This window comes from Nocardiopsis sp. NPDC006139, from assembly GCF_040614155.1.
Taxonomy (GTDB): Bacteria; Actinomycetota; Actinomycetes; order Streptosporangiales; family Streptosporangiaceae; genus Nocardiopsis; species Nocardiopsis changdeensis.
Genome location: NZ_JBEXTT010000011.1, coordinates 198954 through 216664, shown reverse-complemented (window position 1 = coordinate 216664; position 17711 = coordinate 198954). Strand labels below are relative to the sequence as shown.

Annotated in this window: 17 protein-coding genes; 4 read left to right on the top strand and 13 right to left on the bottom strand. The window is 72.7% G+C overall.

Annotation, left to right across the window (positions count from 1 at the left end; genetic code table 11):
• Positions 1-52: 52 nt before the first annotated feature.
• Positions 53-1180, bottom strand: coding sequence for a PQQ-dependent sugar dehydrogenase (locus tag ABZ249_RS17150; RefSeq protein WP_355263443.1), 1128 nt, complete (start codon positions 1178-1180; stop codon positions 53-55).
• Between the two features lie 174 nt (positions 1181-1354).
• On the opposite strand from ABZ249_RS17150, the gene ABZ249_RS17145 reads away from it, so the two are divergent.
• On the top strand, positions 1355-1795 hold the full coding sequence (locus ABZ249_RS17145) for a hypothetical protein (RefSeq protein ID WP_355263440.1): 441 nt from the start codon (positions 1355-1357) through the stop codon (positions 1793-1795).
• Positions 1796-1849: 54 nt separating this feature from the next.
• Here the strand turns inward: ABZ249_RS17145 and ABZ249_RS17140 are convergent, their stop codons facing one another.
• Together ABZ249_RS17140 and ABZ249_RS17135 are read right to left on the bottom strand one after the other, a co-directional pair.
• Positions 1850-2386 carry a DUF1360 domain-containing protein gene (locus ABZ249_RS17140; protein ID WP_355263437.1) on the bottom strand — a complete coding sequence of 179 codons (537 nt, stop codon included), beginning with the start codon at positions 2384-2386 and terminating at the stop codon, positions 1850-1852.
• A complete protein-coding gene (locus ABZ249_RS17135; RefSeq protein WP_355263434.1) occupies positions 2376-4256 on the bottom strand; it encodes a glycoside hydrolase family 15 protein in 1881 nt (626 codons plus the stop codon). The genes ABZ249_RS17140 and ABZ249_RS17135 overlap by 11 nt, the downstream gene beginning before the upstream one ends.
• Before the next feature lie 160 nt (positions 4257-4416).
• Here ABZ249_RS17135 and ABZ249_RS17130 point away from each other — a divergent pair, with 160 nt between their 5' ends.
• On the top strand, positions 4417-5454 hold the full coding sequence (locus ABZ249_RS17130; protein WP_355263431.1) for an SDR family oxidoreductase: 1038 nt from the start codon (positions 4417-4419) through the stop codon (positions 5452-5454).
• Positions 5455-5500: 46 nt separating this feature from the next.
• Positions 5501-5869, top strand: coding sequence for a DUF3140 domain-containing protein (locus tag ABZ249_RS17125; protein WP_355263428.1), 369 nt, complete (start codon positions 5501-5503; stop codon positions 5867-5869).
• Positions 5870-5913: 44 nt separating this feature from the next.
• Here the strand turns inward: ABZ249_RS17125 and ABZ249_RS17120 are convergent, their stop codons facing one another.
• The 10 genes from ABZ249_RS17120 to ABZ249_RS17075 form a co-directional block, all read right to left on the bottom strand.
• Positions 5914-6897: a hypothetical protein gene (locus ABZ249_RS17120; RefSeq protein ID WP_355263425.1), complete on the bottom strand. Its 984-nt coding sequence runs from the start codon at positions 6895-6897 to the stop codon at positions 5914-5916.
• A gap of 2 nt (positions 6898-6899) precedes the next feature.
• Positions 6900-8432 carry a protein phosphatase 2C domain-containing protein gene (locus ABZ249_RS17115; protein WP_355263422.1) on the bottom strand — a complete coding sequence of 511 codons (1533 nt, stop codon included), beginning with the start codon at positions 8430-8432 and terminating at the stop codon, positions 6900-6902.
• 26 nt (positions 8433-8458) lie between these two features.
• Positions 8459-9133 carry a VWA domain-containing protein gene (locus ABZ249_RS17110; RefSeq protein ID WP_355263419.1) on the bottom strand — a complete coding sequence of 225 codons (675 nt, stop codon included), beginning with the start codon at positions 9131-9133 and terminating at the stop codon, positions 8459-8461.
• Positions 9134-9168: 35 nt separating this feature from the next.
• A complete protein-coding gene (locus ABZ249_RS17105; protein WP_355263416.1) occupies positions 9169-9666 on the bottom strand; it encodes a hypothetical protein in 498 nt (165 codons plus the stop codon).
• Complete coding sequence (locus ABZ249_RS17100; protein ID WP_355263413.1) at positions 9663-10979, bottom strand: hypothetical protein; 1317 nt, start codon at positions 10977-10979, stop codon at positions 9663-9665. The genes ABZ249_RS17105 and ABZ249_RS17100 overlap by 4 nt, the downstream gene beginning before the upstream one ends.
• Positions 10980-11325: 346 nt before the next feature.
• Positions 11326-13062, bottom strand: a complete 1737-nt coding sequence (locus tag ABZ249_RS17095; RefSeq protein ID WP_355263410.1) for an ABC-three component system protein — start codon at positions 13060-13062, stop codon at positions 11326-11328.
• Positions 13052-13312, bottom strand: a complete 261-nt coding sequence (locus tag ABZ249_RS17090) for an ABC-three component system middle component 6 (RefSeq protein ID WP_355263407.1) — start codon at positions 13310-13312, stop codon at positions 13052-13054. The genes ABZ249_RS17095 and ABZ249_RS17090 overlap by 11 nt, the downstream gene beginning before the upstream one ends.
• A complete protein-coding gene (locus tag ABZ249_RS17085) occupies positions 13309-14247 on the bottom strand; it encodes an ABC-three component system protein (protein WP_355263404.1) in 939 nt (312 codons plus the stop codon). The genes ABZ249_RS17090 and ABZ249_RS17085 overlap by 4 nt, the downstream gene beginning before the upstream one ends.
• Before the next feature lie 290 nt (positions 14248-14537).
• Positions 14538-15515 (bottom strand): hypothetical protein, encoded by a 978-nt coding sequence (locus ABZ249_RS17080; protein ID WP_355263401.1) that lies wholly within the window; start codon positions 15513-15515, stop codon positions 14538-14540.
• Positions 15516-15595: 80 nt separating this feature from the next.
• Positions 15596-16924, bottom strand: coding sequence for a hypothetical protein (locus ABZ249_RS17075; protein WP_355263398.1), 1329 nt, complete (start codon positions 16922-16924; stop codon positions 15596-15598).
• Positions 16925-17024: 100 nt separating this feature from the next.
• On the opposite strand from ABZ249_RS17075, the gene ABZ249_RS17070 reads away from it, so the two are divergent.
• A complete protein-coding gene (locus ABZ249_RS17070) occupies positions 17025-17525 on the top strand; it encodes a hypothetical protein (protein ID WP_355263395.1) in 501 nt (166 codons plus the stop codon).
• Positions 17526-17711 lie beyond the last annotated feature (186 nt).

Sequence of the window (17711 nt, the reverse complement as noted above, 5' to 3'; positions counted from 1 at the left end):
GACGACGGGATGATCCTCCTCGCGTGTCACCCGTGTCCCGGATACCGGGGTCTCACCCCAAAGGCACCAGGAACAGCCGATCGTCCTCTTCGGCCGGGTCGCCCCGGCCGTCCCGGTTGCTGGTGGACAGCCACAGGGCGTCGCCCTCGGAGGTGACCACGACCGTGCGCAGCCGCCCGTACTCCCCGGTGAAGTGCGCCGTCGGCTCCCCGACACCGCCGTCCCCGGTGAGCGGGACCTCCCACAGCCGGGCGCCGCGCAGCGAGGCCACCCACAGGGAGCCGCCCGCTACCGCGGCCCCGCTCGGCGAGGCCTCGTCGGTGGTCCAGGTGACCAACGGGTCGACGAACCCGTCGCCGCCGCCCTCGCCCTCCACCTCGGGCCAGCCGTAGTTGCCGCCCGGCTCGATGAGGTTGACCTCGTCCCACTCGTTCTGTCCGAACTCCGTGGCGTACAGCCGCCCCTCCTCGTCCCAGGCCAGGCCCTGCACGTTGCGGTGGCCGTAGCTGTAGGCCGCGTTGCCGAAGGGGTTGTCCCCGGCGGGCTCGCCCTCGGTGGTGATCCGCAGGATCTTGCCGCCCAGGGAGTCCCTGTCCTGGGACAGCGACGGGTCCCCGGCGTCGCCGGTGCCGGCGTACAGGAAGCCGTCGGGGCCGAACGCGATCCGGCCGCCGTTGTGGTTGCCCGCCGCGGGGATGCCGTCGAGCAGGGTCTCCTGACCGGTCAGGCCCTCCTGCGGGTCGTACTCCAGGCGTGCGATCCGGTTGTCGGAGGAGGAGGTGAAGTAGACGTACACGTAGGGCTCGTTGGGGAAGGCGGGGTCGACGGCCAGCCCCAGCAGCCCGCCCTCGCCGCCGGGGGACACGCCCTCCACCGAGCCCACCGTCGCGGCGGTGCCGTCCTCGGCCACCCGGACCACCTCGCCGGAGTCCCGCTCGGCGACCAGGACCGAGCCGTCCGGCAGCACGGCCGCCCCCCAGGGGACCTCCAGACCGGTGGCGTGGACCCGGGGCTCCCCCACGGCCGCCCCGGCCGTGCCCGGGGCGCCCCCGGTCCCCGGGTCCGCGCCGCCCGCCGTGTCACCGGACGTGCCGCCGGCCCCGCAGGCGGCCGTCAGGGCCGCCGCCGCGGCGGCGGCCGCGGCCCGCCCCGCCGCTCCTGTGCGCACTGTGGATCTCATGCCCGCCCCTTACCCGCCGACGCGCCCCCGACCCGCCCGGGCCCATGTGTGAACCCGGGGATTCGGGTCAGGGGAATGCACACGACCCGAGGGAGGGGCACGATGGGCAGGAGAGAGGGCTCCCCTCCGCGACACCCGTGGCTCAGGGGCGCGGTGCGCGGAGCGGTGGGATCCATGGCCATGACCGGGATGCGGCAGGCGACCGTGGGGCTGGGGTTCGTCGAGCGCACACCGCCCGACGAGATCCTGCGGCAGGGCGTTCCGCCGCTGCTGGAGGCCTTCCCCGAGAACAGGAGGACCGCGGTCATCGAGCTGGCCCACTGGACGTACGGGGCGACCGCGGGCACCGTGTTCGCGCTCCTCCCGAGGGGGCTGCGCGCATCGCGCCTCACCGGCCCCGTCTACGGCGTCCTCGCCTGGGGGCTCTTCGAGGTGCTCCTGGCCCCGGCGCTCGGCCTGGGGCACGCGCGGAGGGAACGCCCCGGGGAGCGGTGGGCACTGCTCGCCGACCACGTGTTCTTCGGCTTCGTCGTGGGGGCTCCCCCCGAGACCAGCGTGGCCGGCGGCCGGGAACCGGAGGAGGACGACCCCGAGGACGGTGGCGGGCGCGCCTGAGGCGTCGGCCGCCCCGGGCGCCGGATCGGCACCGGCCGGGGCCGCAGGCCGGGGCTACCCCGCCTGGGCCTTCTGCAGCCGGACGTAGGCCAGCTGGAGCCAGTCGGAGACCGCCACGGCGCTGAACACCGCGCCCGCGCTCCGGGTGAGCCCCGGCGCCAGGACCAGCCCGAAGGCGTACCCCGTGGCGATCCACTGCGCGGTGCAGAACGGGCAGGTGATCAGCTCGCCGGCGGCCTTGCGCCCGCCCTCTCCCCGCACCTCCTCGGAGAGCTCCGCCGGCGCCGAGGCCCCGCGGAAGCGGGTGAAGAACGCCCGCAGCGGGCTGGTGACCGGGTCCTTGGCCAGCAGCCGGGAGACCTTGTGGGTGGTCAGCCCCATGAGCGCGAGGTCCCACGGCCCCACCCGGGCGTCGCCCCGGCGCCCCGCCAGCTTCACCGCCACCAGGCCCGCGCCCACGGAGGCCGCGTAGACCGCCATCGCCGCCGCGTAGCCGCCCAGGGGCTGGTCGCTGCCGTCCCGGTAGATCTCCGCCTCCCGGCGCACCGCCTCCTTGGCCCCCTGCACCGGGTCGGTGGCGTCACTGTTCATGGTCGGCACTCCTCTCCCCTTCACCCTCCCCCGTGCCCGGCCCCCTGCGGTCGGCCCAGGCGTGCAGGGCGTCCGTGTTGTCCGCGTACTCCAGGTTCATGGCGGCCTCGATCAGGGCGAGGTGGGTGAAGCTCTGGGGGAAGTTGCCCAGCATGGAGCCGTCGGACGCCATCTCCTCGGCCTGGAGGCCGAGGGGGCCCGCCCGGCCGCACAGCTCCTCGAACCGCCGGCGCGCCTCCTCCTCCCGCCCGGCGAGCGCCAGGGCCGACACCATGTCGTAGGAGCACAGGAGGAAGGCCCCCTCCGGGGACTCCAGCCCGTCGTCGGTCTCGGCCGGGTCGTAGCGGTGGACGAGGAACCCCGCCTCCCCCAGCTCCTCGTCGACGCGCGCCAGCGTGCCCAGAACGCGGGGGTCGTCCCCCTCCAGGAAGCCCAGCAGCGGCAGCCGCAGCAGGGAGCCGTCCACACGGGAGGACCCGTAGTAGCGGATGAACGATCCGGTCTCCGGGTCGTACCCGCGCCGGAGGACCTCGGCCCGGATCGCGTCGCGCTCGGCGGCCCAGCGCTCCTCGGGGACCTCGTCCTCACGGCCGGTGAGCCGGGCCAGCCTGATCGCGCGGTCCAGGCAGACCCAGGCGTAGACCTTGGAGTTGGTCCAGTGCCGCCGCTCTCCGCGGACCTCCCAGATCCCCTCGTCCGGCTCCCGCCACACGTCGGCCGCCACGGTCGCCACGGACACCAGGCGGGCGAAGTCCTCCTCGCTCAGGCGCCCGGTGACCTGGTGGTAGTACAGGGCGGCGTCGAGGATGTGGCCGTAGACGTCGAGCTGGTGCTGGCCGTGGGCGTCGTTGCCCACCCGCACCGGGCGCGATCCCAGGTGGCCGGAGAGGTGGGTGAGCTCCTCCTCCTTCGGCGGCGGTGTACCCCGGACGGTCTGGACGGGCTGGATCCAGCCCCGGGGCTCACCGCACGCGCTCAGCAGGAAGCGCAGGTACTGCTCCGCCTCCTCGATGTGGCCCAGCCGCATGAAGGTCAGGACCACCAGGGGGGCGTCGCGGTGCCAGACGTAGCGGTAGTCCCAGTTGCGCTCCCCGCCCGGCCACTCCGGCAGGGAGGTGGTGGGCGCCGAGATCAGCGCCCCCGTCTCCTCGTGGAGCAGCCCCCGCAGCACGAGCAGGCTCCGGTCGACGTGCTCGGCCCCGACCCCCCGGTAGTCGCTGCGCCCCGCCCACGCCCGCCAGGCGGCGAGGGTCTCCTCCAGCAGGGCCCGACCCTCCTCCTCGCCCACCGCCCGTTCCCCGTGCAGGTAGTCCAGGCACATCAGGGCGCGCTCCCCGGCGGAGAGCTCGGCACGCCATTCGACGTCGCCGTCCTCGCCCACGCGCAGGGCGGGACCGCCGGAGAGCAGCAGCCCCGACGACGTCTCCGCCAGGTGCTCCCCCCGCTGCTCCCACGCCGGGCTCCCGCGGCCGAAGTCCGGCCGGACGGACAGGCGCGAGCGCACCGCGGCGGCGCCCGAGCGGCACTCCACCATGCGCAGCAGCAGCCCCTCCCGGAACAGGTCCGCCCCCTTCCCGTTCCGCCGCAGGGCGAGCAGGTCGAGGACGGCCACCTCCGTGTCCTCACCCCGCCAGACGCTCTCCAGTACGAGGCTGTCGTCCAGGTAGGAGCGCTCCGCCGGGCGCGCGTCCGCCACCTCCATGGTCCAGCGGCCGCCGCGCTCCGGGTCGAGGAGGCCGGCCAGGAACGCCGGCCCGTCGAAGGCCGGAGCGCACATCCACACCACCGCCCCGTCCGCTCCGACGAGGGCCGCGGTGTGGCAGTCGGAGAGGAAGGCGTGGTCACCGATGTCCGTGGTCATCCGGTTCATGGGCGTCTCCGCGACGGTCGATTGCGCCGTTCCGATCCGACTGCCCCGGAAGCCCGGAATGAAACCGCAGGTGGGGCCGGACGGGCGGGGACATGAAACGCGCGGCGCCGGGTAGTGGCCACCGGCGCGAACGACCGGGTGACTCGGAGGAGGGACCGGGGTGGAGAAGAGGACCGGGGTGGACAGGACACCGGGGGACCGAGGGGTGGCGGTGGTCAGCGGGGCCTCCGCGGGCGTGGGCCGGGCCACCGCCCGGGAGTTCGCCCTGCGGGGGTACTCCGTGGCCCTGCTGGCGCGGGGACGGGCCGGACTGGAGGCCGCCCGGCGGGAGGCCGAGGCCCTGGGGGCGCCCGCCCTCGCCGTGGAGGTGGACGTGAGCGACCCCGCCGCCGTGGACGGCGCGGCGGCTCGGGCCGAGGAGGAGCTGGGGCCGGTCGACGTGTGGGTCAACTCGGCGTTCGCCTCGGTCATCGCCCCGTTCACCCGGACCGGGCCCGAGGAGTACGCGCGGGCCACGGACGTCTGCTACCACGGCTACGTGAACGGCACCCGGGCCGCCCTGGCCCGGATGCTCCCCCGGGACCGGGGGGTGATCGTGCAGGTGGGGTCGGCGCTGGCCTACCGCGGCATCCCCTACCAGGCGGCCTACTGCGGCGCCAAGCACGCGGTGCGCGGGTTCACCGACTCCGTGCGCGCCGAACTGCTCCGCGACGGTTCGCGGGTGCGGTTCACCGAGGTGCACCTGCCCGCGGTCAACACCCCCCAGTTCTCCTGGGTGCGTTCCCGCATGGGCGCCCGGACCCGCCCGGTGCCCCCGGTCTACCAGCCGGAGGTGGCGGCCCGGGCCATCGTGTGGGCGGCCGAGCACCCCCGCAGGAGGCGGTACCTGGTGGCGCCCTCGACGGTGGCCACCGTGCTGGGGCAGCGGTTCGCGCCCCGGCTGCTGGACCTCTACCTGGCCCGCACCGGCTACGAGGGCCAGGTGCGCGACGCCGCCCCGCCGGAGCGGGACAACCTGTTCGCCCCCCTGGACACCGAGCACGACCACGGGGCCCACGGGGAGTTCGACGACGAGGCCCGCGAGGTCAGCCTGCTCCAGGAGGCGAGCCAGCGCCGCGGCGCCCTGGCGGTCGCGGGCCTGGCGGGTTTCGCCGCGGGGGCGGGGGTCTACGGCCTCGTCCGGGCCGCCAGGTCCTGACCGGGGCCGGCGGCACGGCCACAGGAGCCGAACACGAGGAGGGGACATGGCCGAGCACGACGAACGCGCCGACGCCGTCTGGGACGCGTTCCACGCGGCGGTGAACATGACCGGCGAGGAGCTGCGGGAGTGGCTGCTCACCGACGCCTCGGGCGAGGAGGCCTTCGAGCGGGCCGAACCCGACCTGGGGGTGTCGCCGAGGGGCGAGGAGGTGGTGGCCGTGCTCCGCAAGCGGCGCACGGACCTCACCGGCGCGGACATCGACCTCATGGAGCGGGTCACGGACCACGTGCGCCGGCTCCTGGCCGAGCCCCGCCGCGAGGACCCCGCCTGGCGGCGGTCCCTGATGTCGGTGGGGCACGACCCGCTGCGCCCGGACTCGGCCCGGCCCGACGAGGAGGACCTCACGGGCTGACCAGCCCGGGACGGGCGGATCCCGCGGAGCCGACGCGCCCGTCCTCAGGCCGTCGGACCCGCGCCGTCCCTCCTGAGGGGGACCCAGCGCCGGGCGCCCACGGAGGGTTGCAGTTTCGCCTTCGGCAGGTCGACCGGGGAGCGGGGCTTGAGCTTCTCCACCGGGATCTCCGCGCGGCCGCCCAGGGCCACCCCCCACTGGTGGGCGTCCGGCCGGAGCCCCCGCCCGCGCGCGGCCTCCGCGAAGCGGCGGAGGACCTGGTCGACCACGCTGGGCGGCAGGCCGGGCAGCGGTTCCAGCGGTTCCCCGGGGCGCACCCTGCTCTGACGGCTCAGGATGCGGCCCACCAGGAGCGCCAGCTTGTAGCGGTCCGTGTCCAGGTCGGCCCCGGTCGCGGGCTGCTCGGGATCGTTCCAGTCCGGGGTGTCCGCCTGGGGCAGGACGGGCCTGTGCCCGGCGCTGCGCGCACCGTCGCAGTCGATCATGAACACCTCGGCCGTCCCGCCGTCGGCGGCCCACAACAGGTTGCTCATGGACACGTCGCCGACCACGATCCGCCGCGAGTGCAGCAACTGGAACAGGGACACGAACCGGCGCGCCAACTCCCATCGGCCCTCGATCCCGGGCGGCCGGATGTCGCCCCACAGCGGCTTGGGCTCGAAGATCAGGTACTGGAGCTCGCGCGGCTGCGCTCGGCCGTTCGCGATCCGGCCGAAGAACCGTTGCGGGATCTCCTGCATGAGGAAACCGGTCAGGTACCCGCTGGAGACCACCCGGGCCAGCGGCCAGCCGGTCATGGCGTGCAGTCGGTCCCGCTCGGTGTCGGTGAGCAGGTAGGGCAGCCTGACCAGGCGTTCCAGAGCCACGGGGTCGGCACCGGAGAGTGTGTACTCCTTGTACACGGCCCCGGCGTACGGGCCGCCGTCCACCCGGTTCACCTTGCCCTGGCCGCCCTTGCCCAGTTCGTCCCCAAGGACGAGGGCCGCCTTGTCGACGTCCTTGCCGTCCAGCAGTGTCATGAACGACACGGTCACGTCCTCCAGACGCAGACCGCGGTGCGGTCGTCGTTGTACGACTTGGCCTGGAAGTCCAACTGCCAACCGAACTCCATCCGGCCCGGGATCCGGCCGGACCCCCACCAGTCAGCGAGCCTGCCCGCGACAGCGGGAGCGCTCATCGGTCCGGACAGTCCGTCGGTGCACAGCAGGAGCACGTCGCCGGGCTCCAGGGCGCCCTCGTCCATGGCCACCGCACCGACCCGGTCGGGCAGCGCGTCGGTCCGGGTGTCGAGGATGAGCCCGCCGTCATCCGGTTCCACGTTGAGCGGTCGCCATGCGCCGGCCTCCAGCCGGAACACGGGGCTGTCCCCCACCGACATCGTCAGGTACCGCGCCTTCCTCCCTTCCTCGGGAAGCCGGATCAGGACGGCGGTGAAAGTGGTGGAGAGCTCGTCCGGGGAGAAGTGCTCCTTCTCCGCCAAGTCGATCATGCCCCGGGCGACGACGCCGGCCATGCGATTGCCCCACGCCTGCACGTCCTCCCACTCACCTGTGATGGCCTCATCGATGTTCTGGGCCACCGCGGCGGGAAGCACACGGCAGACATAGGCGGCTCCCCGGTGCGACCGGCTCCGGGAGCCGACCCCGTCGGCCACGCAGGCAAAGACGAGTCTGTGCCCTGAGTGCTCGAACTCGTACAGCCCGAAGGCGTCCTGGCGGGTCTTGCCCTCGAAGCGGTGCTTGTCGCCGCGCAGGGAGGCGGCCCGCAGGTGCAGTCCCTCGTAGTCGGCCTCGTCGATGACGGTGTCCGGGGCCGCCCATTCCTGCCCCGGGAGTTCCCGGGCATGGTAGGAGGAGTGGACGGGCCTGGTCAGCACCGGCGGGGGCACGAAACCCGATGATCCGGGAACCGCCTCCGGCGCGGACTCGGGGGCCGCCCCGGGCACAGCCGTCGCCTCGGCCGCCTCCGGCTCAGGGGGATCGGCCTGCCGCTCCTGGCCGGGCACAGTGGCCGCTTTCTCCACCGGCTCCACCGGAACGTCCTCGACCGGCTCCCGCACGGGTTCTTTCGGGACCGGCTCCGGAGCGGGCGCGGCAGGTGCGGTGACCGTCTCCGCCGACGGTGTCTCCACTGCCGCTTCCGGGGAGAGTGCGGCAGCGAACACCTCTTTCTGCGTGGGTGTCGAGACGATCGGCTCCTTCTCGGCCGAAGCCGACTCCGTGGGCGGCCCGCCGTCCTCCTGCTCCCGGTCCACCGGGGCACGGGAAGAAGCGATCATCAGTTCCTGCTCCGCACGGCTCAGCGTCACCGTGGTCTCCGCATCCGACCCGGCCGAGGCCTCATAGGAGGCCTGCGTCACAGCCGACTCCTCCAGGGGCTCCGCAGAGCGACGGGAGGGCAGGAGCGACCCGTTCACCGGTATCACCGATCGCTCCCCGGCCCCCGGGACCCGAGCGGCCCGGCCGCGCTCCTCCTCTCCGTTGCTCCCTCCCCGGGCACCCCGCTGTTCCAGCCACTCCTGGATCCTGCTCTTCGCACGCGCCGCCTTGTCGACGCCGTCCATGAACCACTCCTCTCCACGCATCGGAATCAGATCTGGTCGGCCGGCAGGGTGGTGTAGCCGGGAACGTCGTCGGGGATGTCCAGGCTCATCGCGCCGTCCTGAGCCGCGGAGGAACGAGTGGCCGAGTTGACGATGGAGTTGGTCAGGGACCGAGCGAACTCCTGAAGGGCCTGCGACGGGCCGAGGGTACCGTCGGCCATGAACGCCCTGACCGTGGCCACCTGCTGGATCACCCGGTGGTCCGCCGCCCCGAAACCGAACGCCAGGATGTTGGGCCGCGGCCCCCAGCCCGGATCGGTGAGCTTCTTGTAGGCGATGTCCCAGTCACCGTCCCCCGGGTACCCGTCGGAGAGGAAGAAGACCGCCGGACGGTACACCCGGTGCCCTTCGGCCTTGAGGCGATCCACGTCCTGGGTGATGGTCTCCCGCAGCAGCGCGAACGCCTCGCCGTAGGAGGTGCCGCCGTTCGCCTCCAGTCGGGGCACGGACTCCAGGTCGCTCAGGTCGGACAGCGGCAGCAAGACCTGCGCCTCGTGGTTGAAGGCGACGATCGCGAAGTGGACCTTGTCCGACACCACGGGGTTGGCGCCGATCGTGGCGTGCAGGTCGGGCAGGGCGCTGTTGATGGCCTGGATCGGCTCGCCGTCCATGGACGTCGACTCGTCGCACACCAGGTAGAAGGGCAGGATCTGCTGGCTCACGGTGGGTTCTCCTCGGGTCCGGTTCGTGCGTGCGGTCAGTCGGTCGGCTCGGAGGCCGCGAACAGGTAGATCTCGATCCGCAGCCAGCCCGGGCTGCCCCCGAGACTGTGGAAGGTGCGGGTGACGGCGTCGTCGAAGACGCCTGGATGGACCTGTGGCAGAAGGTCGTTGACGTCGGAGGCGAACCGCTCCCCCTCCGCGGCGCCGCCGTTGGCGCCGAAGGTGAGGACCATGCCCGCTTCCCGGTCGACGACGTCGTGTTCGGCGAGCGCTTCGCGTAGTTCCTCCACGACCTCCTCGTCCCCGGCCGCGGCACCCGCCGGGGAGACCCCGTGGAGTTCGACCACGACGGGATCGAGGTCCAGGCCGTGGGGAACGGGTTCGGCCGTCTCCTCCGCAAGGGGTTCGGGCTCGGGTTCGACCGGAGGGCGGGAGTCCATGCCCAGTGTGATGATGAGGAAGGCCAGGAGCAGGTCGGCGAAGAGCCATCCGGCAATGGCGACGGCCGGGGTGGAGAGGTGGCCGTCCTTCACCGTGTCACCAGCTCACGGGAGTCGGCCTCCTCCTCGGGGTCGTCCCGATCCTCCGGTTCCTCACCGTCGTACGCCGGCTCCCCGTCTCGTTCCCCCGGTTCCTCGGCCCGGCTCTCCAGCACCTCGCACAGGGCGTCGATGCTCTCCCTGAGCAGCTCGACCTGCGCGGGCAACTCGCCGACGGTCTCGACGGCCTGGCCGGCGAGATCGCCGGCCGTCTCGTTACGGTGAGCGATACCCGCGGTGATCTCACGCCATTCGTCGAGGGAGGCGCGCAGGTCGGTCTCGCCCTCCGCCAGTGCCCGGCCGATCACCCCGGCGGAGTCGACGACCGAGGCGGTGAGGCGCTCCTGCCCGTCGGCGACCGCCCGATGGACCTGTCCGGTCAGCTCTCCGACCAGACCGGTCAGCTCCTCCCGGGTTCGGGTGCGTTCCTCCTCCGCGGTGCGCACCAGGGCCTCGGAAGCTCCTGCGACACGGTCGATCGCTTCGGCCACCTCGCCGAGCCTGCCGTACAGGTCACGGACCACGTCCAGCCCCTCCCGCACGGCGGAACCGACGCCGTTGCTGCCCTCGCGCAGTTCCGTGACGGTCTCCTGAGCAGCGCGCATGCTCTTGCGGGTCTCGGCCAGAGCGGCACGCACGTCCTCTTGGGCACGCTCGGCGATCTGGCCGACCTTGCGCAGTTTCGTGACGCTCGCGCCGAGTTCATCAGCGATCCGTGCGGGATGGCCGATCCGGACGGGGGCGAGGGCGAACCGGGCCGCCGCCAGCGCGGAGGTCAAACGCCGGGTGAGTTCGGCCCGCTCCTGCTCGTCCCTGGCCTCGGTGCGGCGGCGCTGCACGTTCTGAGCCAGGACGGCAGCGATGAGCACCACGATCCCGGTCAGCGTGTAGTAGGCGACCTGGTCGAAGGCGAGCCAGCCGGGTAGCGTCCCGTTGAAACCGTTCTGCCAACGCTCCAGGAAGGACAGCCCTTCCAGGGCCGGGTCCGCATGGGACCGGCCGTGGGCGCCGGCGGCCGCGGCGAGCCCCGCCCAGGTGATGAGCACCGGGAGGAAGACCAGGCCGCTGGGGAGTGCGTCGAGGACCTTGCGCGTGGTGTCCTCGGCCGGGGCCGGGGCGATCGACTCCGGGGGGAAGGAGGCGCCCAGGTCGACCTCGGACCAGATCTCCAGCCTGGACCGGGAGTCCAGGTCGTCGGCCAGGGCCGAGAGGTGGGCGGCCCGGCCGGAGAGTCTTTCTTCTGCGGCGAGGGAGCGCAGTTCCTCGACCAGCGCGGATTCGTCTCCGAATGCGATTTCGGTCTTCACCGGCGTCTACGCATCTCTTTCCGTGAACGGCCGGGCCAGGGCATGACGGAAGTCCCGGCGACCGACCGGAGGGGACAGGAAGGGGTCTCGGGGGCTTACCGCCCTGGATTCACGTGGATTCTAACGGCGAAAGCCTTGCGGCGAAGGGGACGTCGAGATTTTCTGAACCGAGTACCACTTTAAAGTGAATCAGGTGGCCTCAAGCTCGCATTCACCGACAGAAAATAACAACAAAAGGGAGATAACGAACTCCTTTGTGACCGAAAGAGGACAAGAGGTCAACCGATAAGCCATCGCAAGCCCCTGAGGAATGCAAGGATTCAATCGGTGACGCCGGGTCCCGCCCTCAGAAGCGGAAGCCGAAGAGCCCGCCGTGCTCGGAGTCGTTCAACCGGGGCTCGACCACATACGGATCAGCGTCGAATCCGAGCCGCTCCGCCTTGGCCAGGTCGTCGGAGTTCATCGTCACGATGTACTGCATGCCCTCCTCCCGGGTGACCTGTACGGCCAGCTCCAGGGCCCGGGCCACCTGCCGCTCGTCCACACCGTCGTAGAGCTTGCTGTCGTGCACCAGGAAGTCGGGACCGCGCCCGGCCCGGTGGGCGACCACCGCCCAGGTGAGGTCGAAGCAGAACACCTTCATGTTGGAGATACCGGTGCTGTCGTCGGCTTCGAGCTTGAGCTCGATGTCCAAGTGGCTCCGCTTCGCCTGGAAGGCCAGGTAGGGGGCACGGGCGTCGCCGTACAGGTACTCGGCGAACCGGTTGAACAGCAGGCTCGCCTGCTGTTCCTGTTCCCGCCGGTCGTCGATATCCCGCTGGACCTCCTCCTCCAGGGCGGCCTTCTCCTGGTCGATCTGCCTCCGGCTCTGCTCCAGGGTTCGCGCGGCGTCGAGCCTGCGCCGGAGGTACTCCCTCTGCGCCTCCTCCTTGGCGAGCGCCCCCTGCATGACGGTCAGCGTGTCCAGGGCCCCGCCCTCGTTGAGGGTCCGCAGCAGCGCTGCCTGCCGCTCGCCGAGCTCCCCGCGCTCGCGCTCGCTCGCCGCGAGCCTCTCCCGCAGGACGGCCGCCTCCTCGTCCAGGTACTGTCTGCGGTTCCGCACGACCGCGCGGTGGAACTCCTCCACCTGGTCGAACCGGGCCCGGACCTGGTCGCCGAGCAGTACACCCAACTCCTCGTAGGCCCGTTCCAGGTAGTCGTGGCCGGGTTCACCGGACTCGCCGATCGAGCGCTCGATGTCGGCGAGGTTGCGCCGGTCGACGACGTCGGCCTCGCTCAGCTCGCGGATCCTGGAGTTCACCCGCTCCGCCTCGCGGCGGATCTCCTCGTACTCGGGGACGACCTGGAAGTCGGCGATCTGCTCCCGCAGGTCGGAGATGCGCCGATCGACGACGGTGAGCTGCCCGCGCAGGTCACCGGACTTGCCGACGATGTCCTTCCAGACCGGATCGTCGGTGGCCTGGCCGAGCTTCTTGCGGATCTGCTCCCGGTCGGCCAGCTCTCCGTACCGCGCGGCCAGCGACCAGTCCATCCCGAACAGGTGGCAGAGGTTGGCGGTGGCCAGGTGCCGGGAGGTCGGGGTGTTGGGCTTGAGCGCCTCGGCGAAGCCGTTCTTCTCGGTCCTGCGGAGGTAGAAGCCGAGGAGGAGCCTCCCGCTGAGCGCTTTGTCGGGTTCCCGGATTCCGAACAGCTCCCGTTCGAGGGCGCTCCGCCATTCCTTGACGGTGATCGTGCCGCCCCGCTGGATGAGTGCGTCCGGTTCATGGCCGAGGATGTCGGGATCGACGTGGACCTTCGCGTGGTTCTTGCCGGAACGGTGCACGCTGAGGCGTCCTCCCGGAGCGGAGGGCCAGTCCATGACGAGCTCGAACGTCGTCTCCTTGTTCTCCCGGCGGGTGACCAGAGGTGTCTTCTCGGCGCCCAGCAGGAAGTGGATCAACTCCACGGCGCTGGTCTTGCCCACGGCGTTGCGGCTCTGGTCGTCGGTGGAGGCGGCCGTCCGGTCGGCGACCAGGAGGTTGAGGCCGGGACGGAAAATGACCGCGCGAAAGCGGGAATCGTCGGCCTTCAGCTCACGCAGCACCAGGAGCCTCCCGGAAGACGAGCAGATCGTCGCGCAGCTCCACGGTTCCCAGCGCGTAGAGGACGTCGAGGGCGAGCACGAACCACCAGAACGGCACGGGGGCGTGGTGGTCGTTGTCGGCACGCCACTGCTGGAGTCTGCGCCAGGCCTGGGTGACGGTGAGCGTCTGGCGCTTGCTGGACAGGAGGATCTGGGCGCCCACGGTCAACAGCGCCCGCTGCGGCGCGATGCCCTTGGTCGGTGCGATCACGCGGCACCTCCTTCCAGAAGCTCGTCGGCGGTCCGCCAGTCCTTCGGCGGAATCCTGAAGATCTCGCACTCACCGAAGAAGTACATGAGCACGACGTTGGCCTCGACCTGATCCTTCAGATCCCTGGCCTCGTTGCCAAGGATGTACCACTGGAGTCGCGTCACCACGGCATCGGGGTCGTCGTGCGTCTCGGCGAGCTCCAGGTACTCCTGACGGAAGGCCGCGGCCACCTCGTCGCGTTCGACGGGGTCGGCCAGGCCGTTGTAGTAGTCCTGGACCAGCGGCACATGGCGCAGGCTCAGGAGGAGGAAGTCCTGCATCTCGTCGCTGAAGCGGTTGTACTCCAGCTTGCGGCTCGGCGGGACGGGGATGCTCCCGGGGAGGGGGCTGCGCTTGCGGCGTGTGGACAGATGCTCCAACAGCCGGGCCAGCTCTGCCATCTGGACACCGGTGACCATCGCCTTCAGTGGGAAGGGGCCGATGAGGTCCTCGATGTCCTCGTCCTCCAGTCCGCGGAGGACACGGAACATCCGGTCGAGACCGAAGTGCTCGAAGCGCAGTGCCGGGTGGGCGTTCTGGGCCGCCGACATCTCCCTGGTGACCTCGGGGCCCACTCCACGCAGGTTGTTGTGGACGAACACGAAGACGTCGAAGTCGCCCCCGCGGTTGGCGACGGCCTTGGCCAGGTCACCGCGGAACTTGCGGCGGACCTCGGCCTCGTTCGCCGTCTGCGGTCCGTAGCAGGCGTAGAGCTTTCGATCGCTGATGGTCAGACCGTCGGCCCCCAGATCACCCCGGACTGTGCGGACCGGGAAGAAGCCCGGGTCGCCGAGCTGCATGAGGCGGTGGAAGAAGTCCTCGAACGCCTCACCGTGCAGGTTCCTGATGGTGTCGCCGAGCATCGTGCGCGCGCAATGGCGTTGCCAGGGCTCCATGCGTGCAACTTTCGTTTTTTGCCGTCCGTTGTCCTGATACCGCGTTCCGTACTTATCACTCGGAAGCCTTGCCCCACAGGGCTTTGGCCGTTTGCGGCCGCACCGGCCCCGTTCCGATATGGCCTTTCGGGAGTGGCATGTACGGGTCAGCCGACCAATCCGACCAGGTGGCGCACGAAGGCTTCGACGATGGCGGCCGGGCGCCAGAAAGCGGTGGTCCGGCCGGGGCGGCAGCGAGATTCTCCGCAGCCGGGACGGGCGGGGTTTTCCACAGGCTGTGGACGGGCGGGTCACAGGCCCCAGAGGCAGACGGCGGTGCGGTCGTCGTCGTGGCCGTCCGCGCGGAAGTCCAGCTGCCAGGCGAACTCCATGCGTCCCGGGACCCGGCCCGAGCCCCACTGGGCGGCCAGCCGTTCGGCGGTCTCGGCGTCGGCCATCGGGCCGGACAGCCCGGAGCCGCACAGCAGGAGCGCCTCCCCCGGAGCGATGCGGTGGCCGTTGACGTGGATCCCGTCCGGGTCGGCGGGCAGGGTGGCCGGCAGCGGCTCCCACTCGCCGCCGCGCAGCAGGCGGGCGGAGGCGACGTCGGTCCCGAACAGCAGGCAGTCGGTGGTCTCCCCCTCGGGCGACAGGCGCAGCAGCGCCGCCGTCAAGGCGCCCGTGGGCCCGTACTCCAGTGCGCGGCCCAGGAGCCGCGCGCACAGCTTCCGGAAGTGCTCGGGGTCGCGCAGCGGCGCGGCGAGCCCGGCGATCTCGGCCGCCGCACCGCGCCACAGCAGCCGGCGGACCCGGTCGGCGTCCCTGACCGAAGGGAACGCGCAGGCCGTGACGGCCAGGACGAACGGCTCCCCCGCGTGCTCCAGGGGGTACAGCCCGAAGGACTCCTGCCGGGGCAGGCCCCGCGCGCGGTTGCGGTCGCCGCGCAGGGACACCGCGCGCAGCGCCAGCCCGGGGTGGTCGGCCTCGTCGATGACCGTGTCCGGCACGGGGCGGGGCGGCAGCCCCACCGCCAGGCCGGGCAGGCCGGTGTCGCGCGCGGCGGCCTCGGCCTCCACGCCCAGCAGGTCGCCGCCGATCTCGCCCACCGTGGGCAGGCCCAGCTCGTCCCGGAGCAGGACGGTCGTCTTCGTCGCGTCCGGCGAACGCTCGGCCAGCAGCGATCGGCTGGCTCCGCTGACGGTGTCGCCGCCGTCGTCCAGGAGGTCGTTGACCTCCTCCGGCCCGTCGCCGTCCCCCGCCAGCAGATCACCCGTGTGCGTTCCGTCCACCAGGTCCCTTCCCCCCCTCGGTCGCGCCCACGTGTGGGACTCCCGGCGGCGGCCCGGGGTTCCCGGCCCCGGTGACCGGTTCAGGACGGAAGTCGGCGGGCCAGCAGCAGCACCAGGGCACCGGCCGCGGTGAGCAGGACCCCGCCGTGCACGAGGACGGCGGCGCGGGGGCCGGTGTCGGGCAGCCGGTCGGGCCTCCCGAACAGGCCGCCGCTCCGGCGGACGAGGGACGGGGACGCCCCGTCGGCGAGTGGGGACACCCCGCCGGCGAGTGAGGACGCCCCGCCCGCGAGTGAGGACGACTCCGCGGCGATGATCGCCGCGGCCGCCTCCTCGGAGCGGTCGACCAGGTCCTGCGGGGTGATCCCGAGCATGCCCGCCAGCTCGTCGACGGAGCGCCGGGACAGTCCGCGCACCCCGTCGACGCCCAGGTGCTCGGCGAGGTCGAACACGGAGACGCCCAACCGGTCGGCGAGGTCGACGAAGGCGAGCCGGGCCGCCTGCCCGGCCGCGGCCTCCAGGTCGGGCCACTGTGCCAGGGGCGCGCCCCGGCAGGGGCCGGTCCGCTCGACGGGGAAGCGCTGCCACTCCCGCGAACCCTGGTGTGCCCCGCCGTTCCCGAGGCACTCCGGTGACGGTGAGGCGGAGGGCGCCGGGTCGGCGGGGGCCTCTTCCCCGGCGGGCTCCCCGGGGGTCCCGGCGTGCCCCTCCCCGGGCGCCCCACCGTGTTCCCCGTGCGGCGACGCCTCGGGCGCACCGCCGTCCCCGGCGGTCCCCGGAGCCTCCGGTGCGCCGGGCGGGCCGACGGGCCCGGGGACGGCCGAGGGCTCTGACCGCCCGTCGGTCCCGGGCGCCTCCGGAGTCTCAGCGGCACCGGACCGGTCGACCGGCTCGGGGACGGCCGAGGAGTCCGTCCCCCCGCCGGTCCCGGGTACCCCGGCGCCCCCGGTGGCCCCGGGCGTCCCCGCCGCGCCGGGCGGATCGGCGGACCGGCCGGGCTCGGGCGCGCCCTCGGGCCCCGCCCACTCGGCGGCCTCCGCCGCCCCGGACGGGCCGGCGGCCTCCCCGCCCCTCGCCTGCGCGGTGACGTCGCAGAAGACGGTCCCCTCCCCCGGGGCCAGGTGGAACACGCCGTCGTCGCCGGGGAACACCTCGACCGGCACGCCCTCCCCGGTGCGGCAGTCGGGGTCCCGGCCGGGGACCTCCAGCCACGGGCCGTCCGCCCGGAGCGCGGGCGCCGCCGGGCCTCCGGTCAGCACCAGCGCGCAGGAGCCGTCCTCGCGGACGTGCGCGCAGACCTCCTCCCCGGCCGCCGCCGACGACGGCGCGGGGGAGGCCAGGACCGCCAGCACGGCGACCGCGGAGGCCCCGGCGGAGGCGCGCGCCAGGAACGAGAATCGTGAGGACACCGCACACCGCTTTCCGAGACACTTTGACCACTAAAAGTAATCAATCGGATTCGTTGTGCGACCGAGGCGGCGTCCGCGTGTCCTGGGACATGATGGGGACATGCGCACTCCCCCGATCACCGTGCAGCGCGTCTCCGTGTGGTGGACCAAGGCGGGCCGCGACGCCCGGTCCGCGGACCTGCGGCGCGGGCTGCCCGACGCCTTCCCCCTGCCCGACCTCCCCGGGCCGGATCCGGAACAGGTCCTCCTCCACAACGTGGAGATGTGGGAGCGGTGGGACTACGAGCCCCGGGAGGAGGCGCGGTACGTCCCCCGGTCCGGGATCCCCTGGTCCCTGCGCCTGCGCGAACACGGCGGCCTGCTGACCGTGTCCCGCGCGCCCGGGGGCACGGAGGCCTTCCCCCGGCGTTGGCCGCGCCCCCTGTTCACCCTGCGACCCGGGGAGGTCGGCCGCTACCGGGCGAACTTCCGCTTCACCGCCCTGTCCCACCAGTCGGACTGGACGTACGGCGACTGGACCCTGCGCATCGGGTACCGGGCCCCGCGCGCCTCCGCCCCGGCCGTGGACGTCGACGACCGCGTCCACCTCTACGGCGGCTGACCCCGGCACGGGAAGGGCGGGCGGAGACCGCCACAGCCCCGCCCGCCCGGATCGAGTATTCCTGGGTGCCCCACCGGTGAACAGCCCACGGCCCCACCTGGTGGCCCGGATTCCCGGCCGCATTCCTTCCCCGGGGCGCGGCGCCCCATCCGGGGCTTCGGTCCCTTGTCGCCCCGGGGCCGCCCG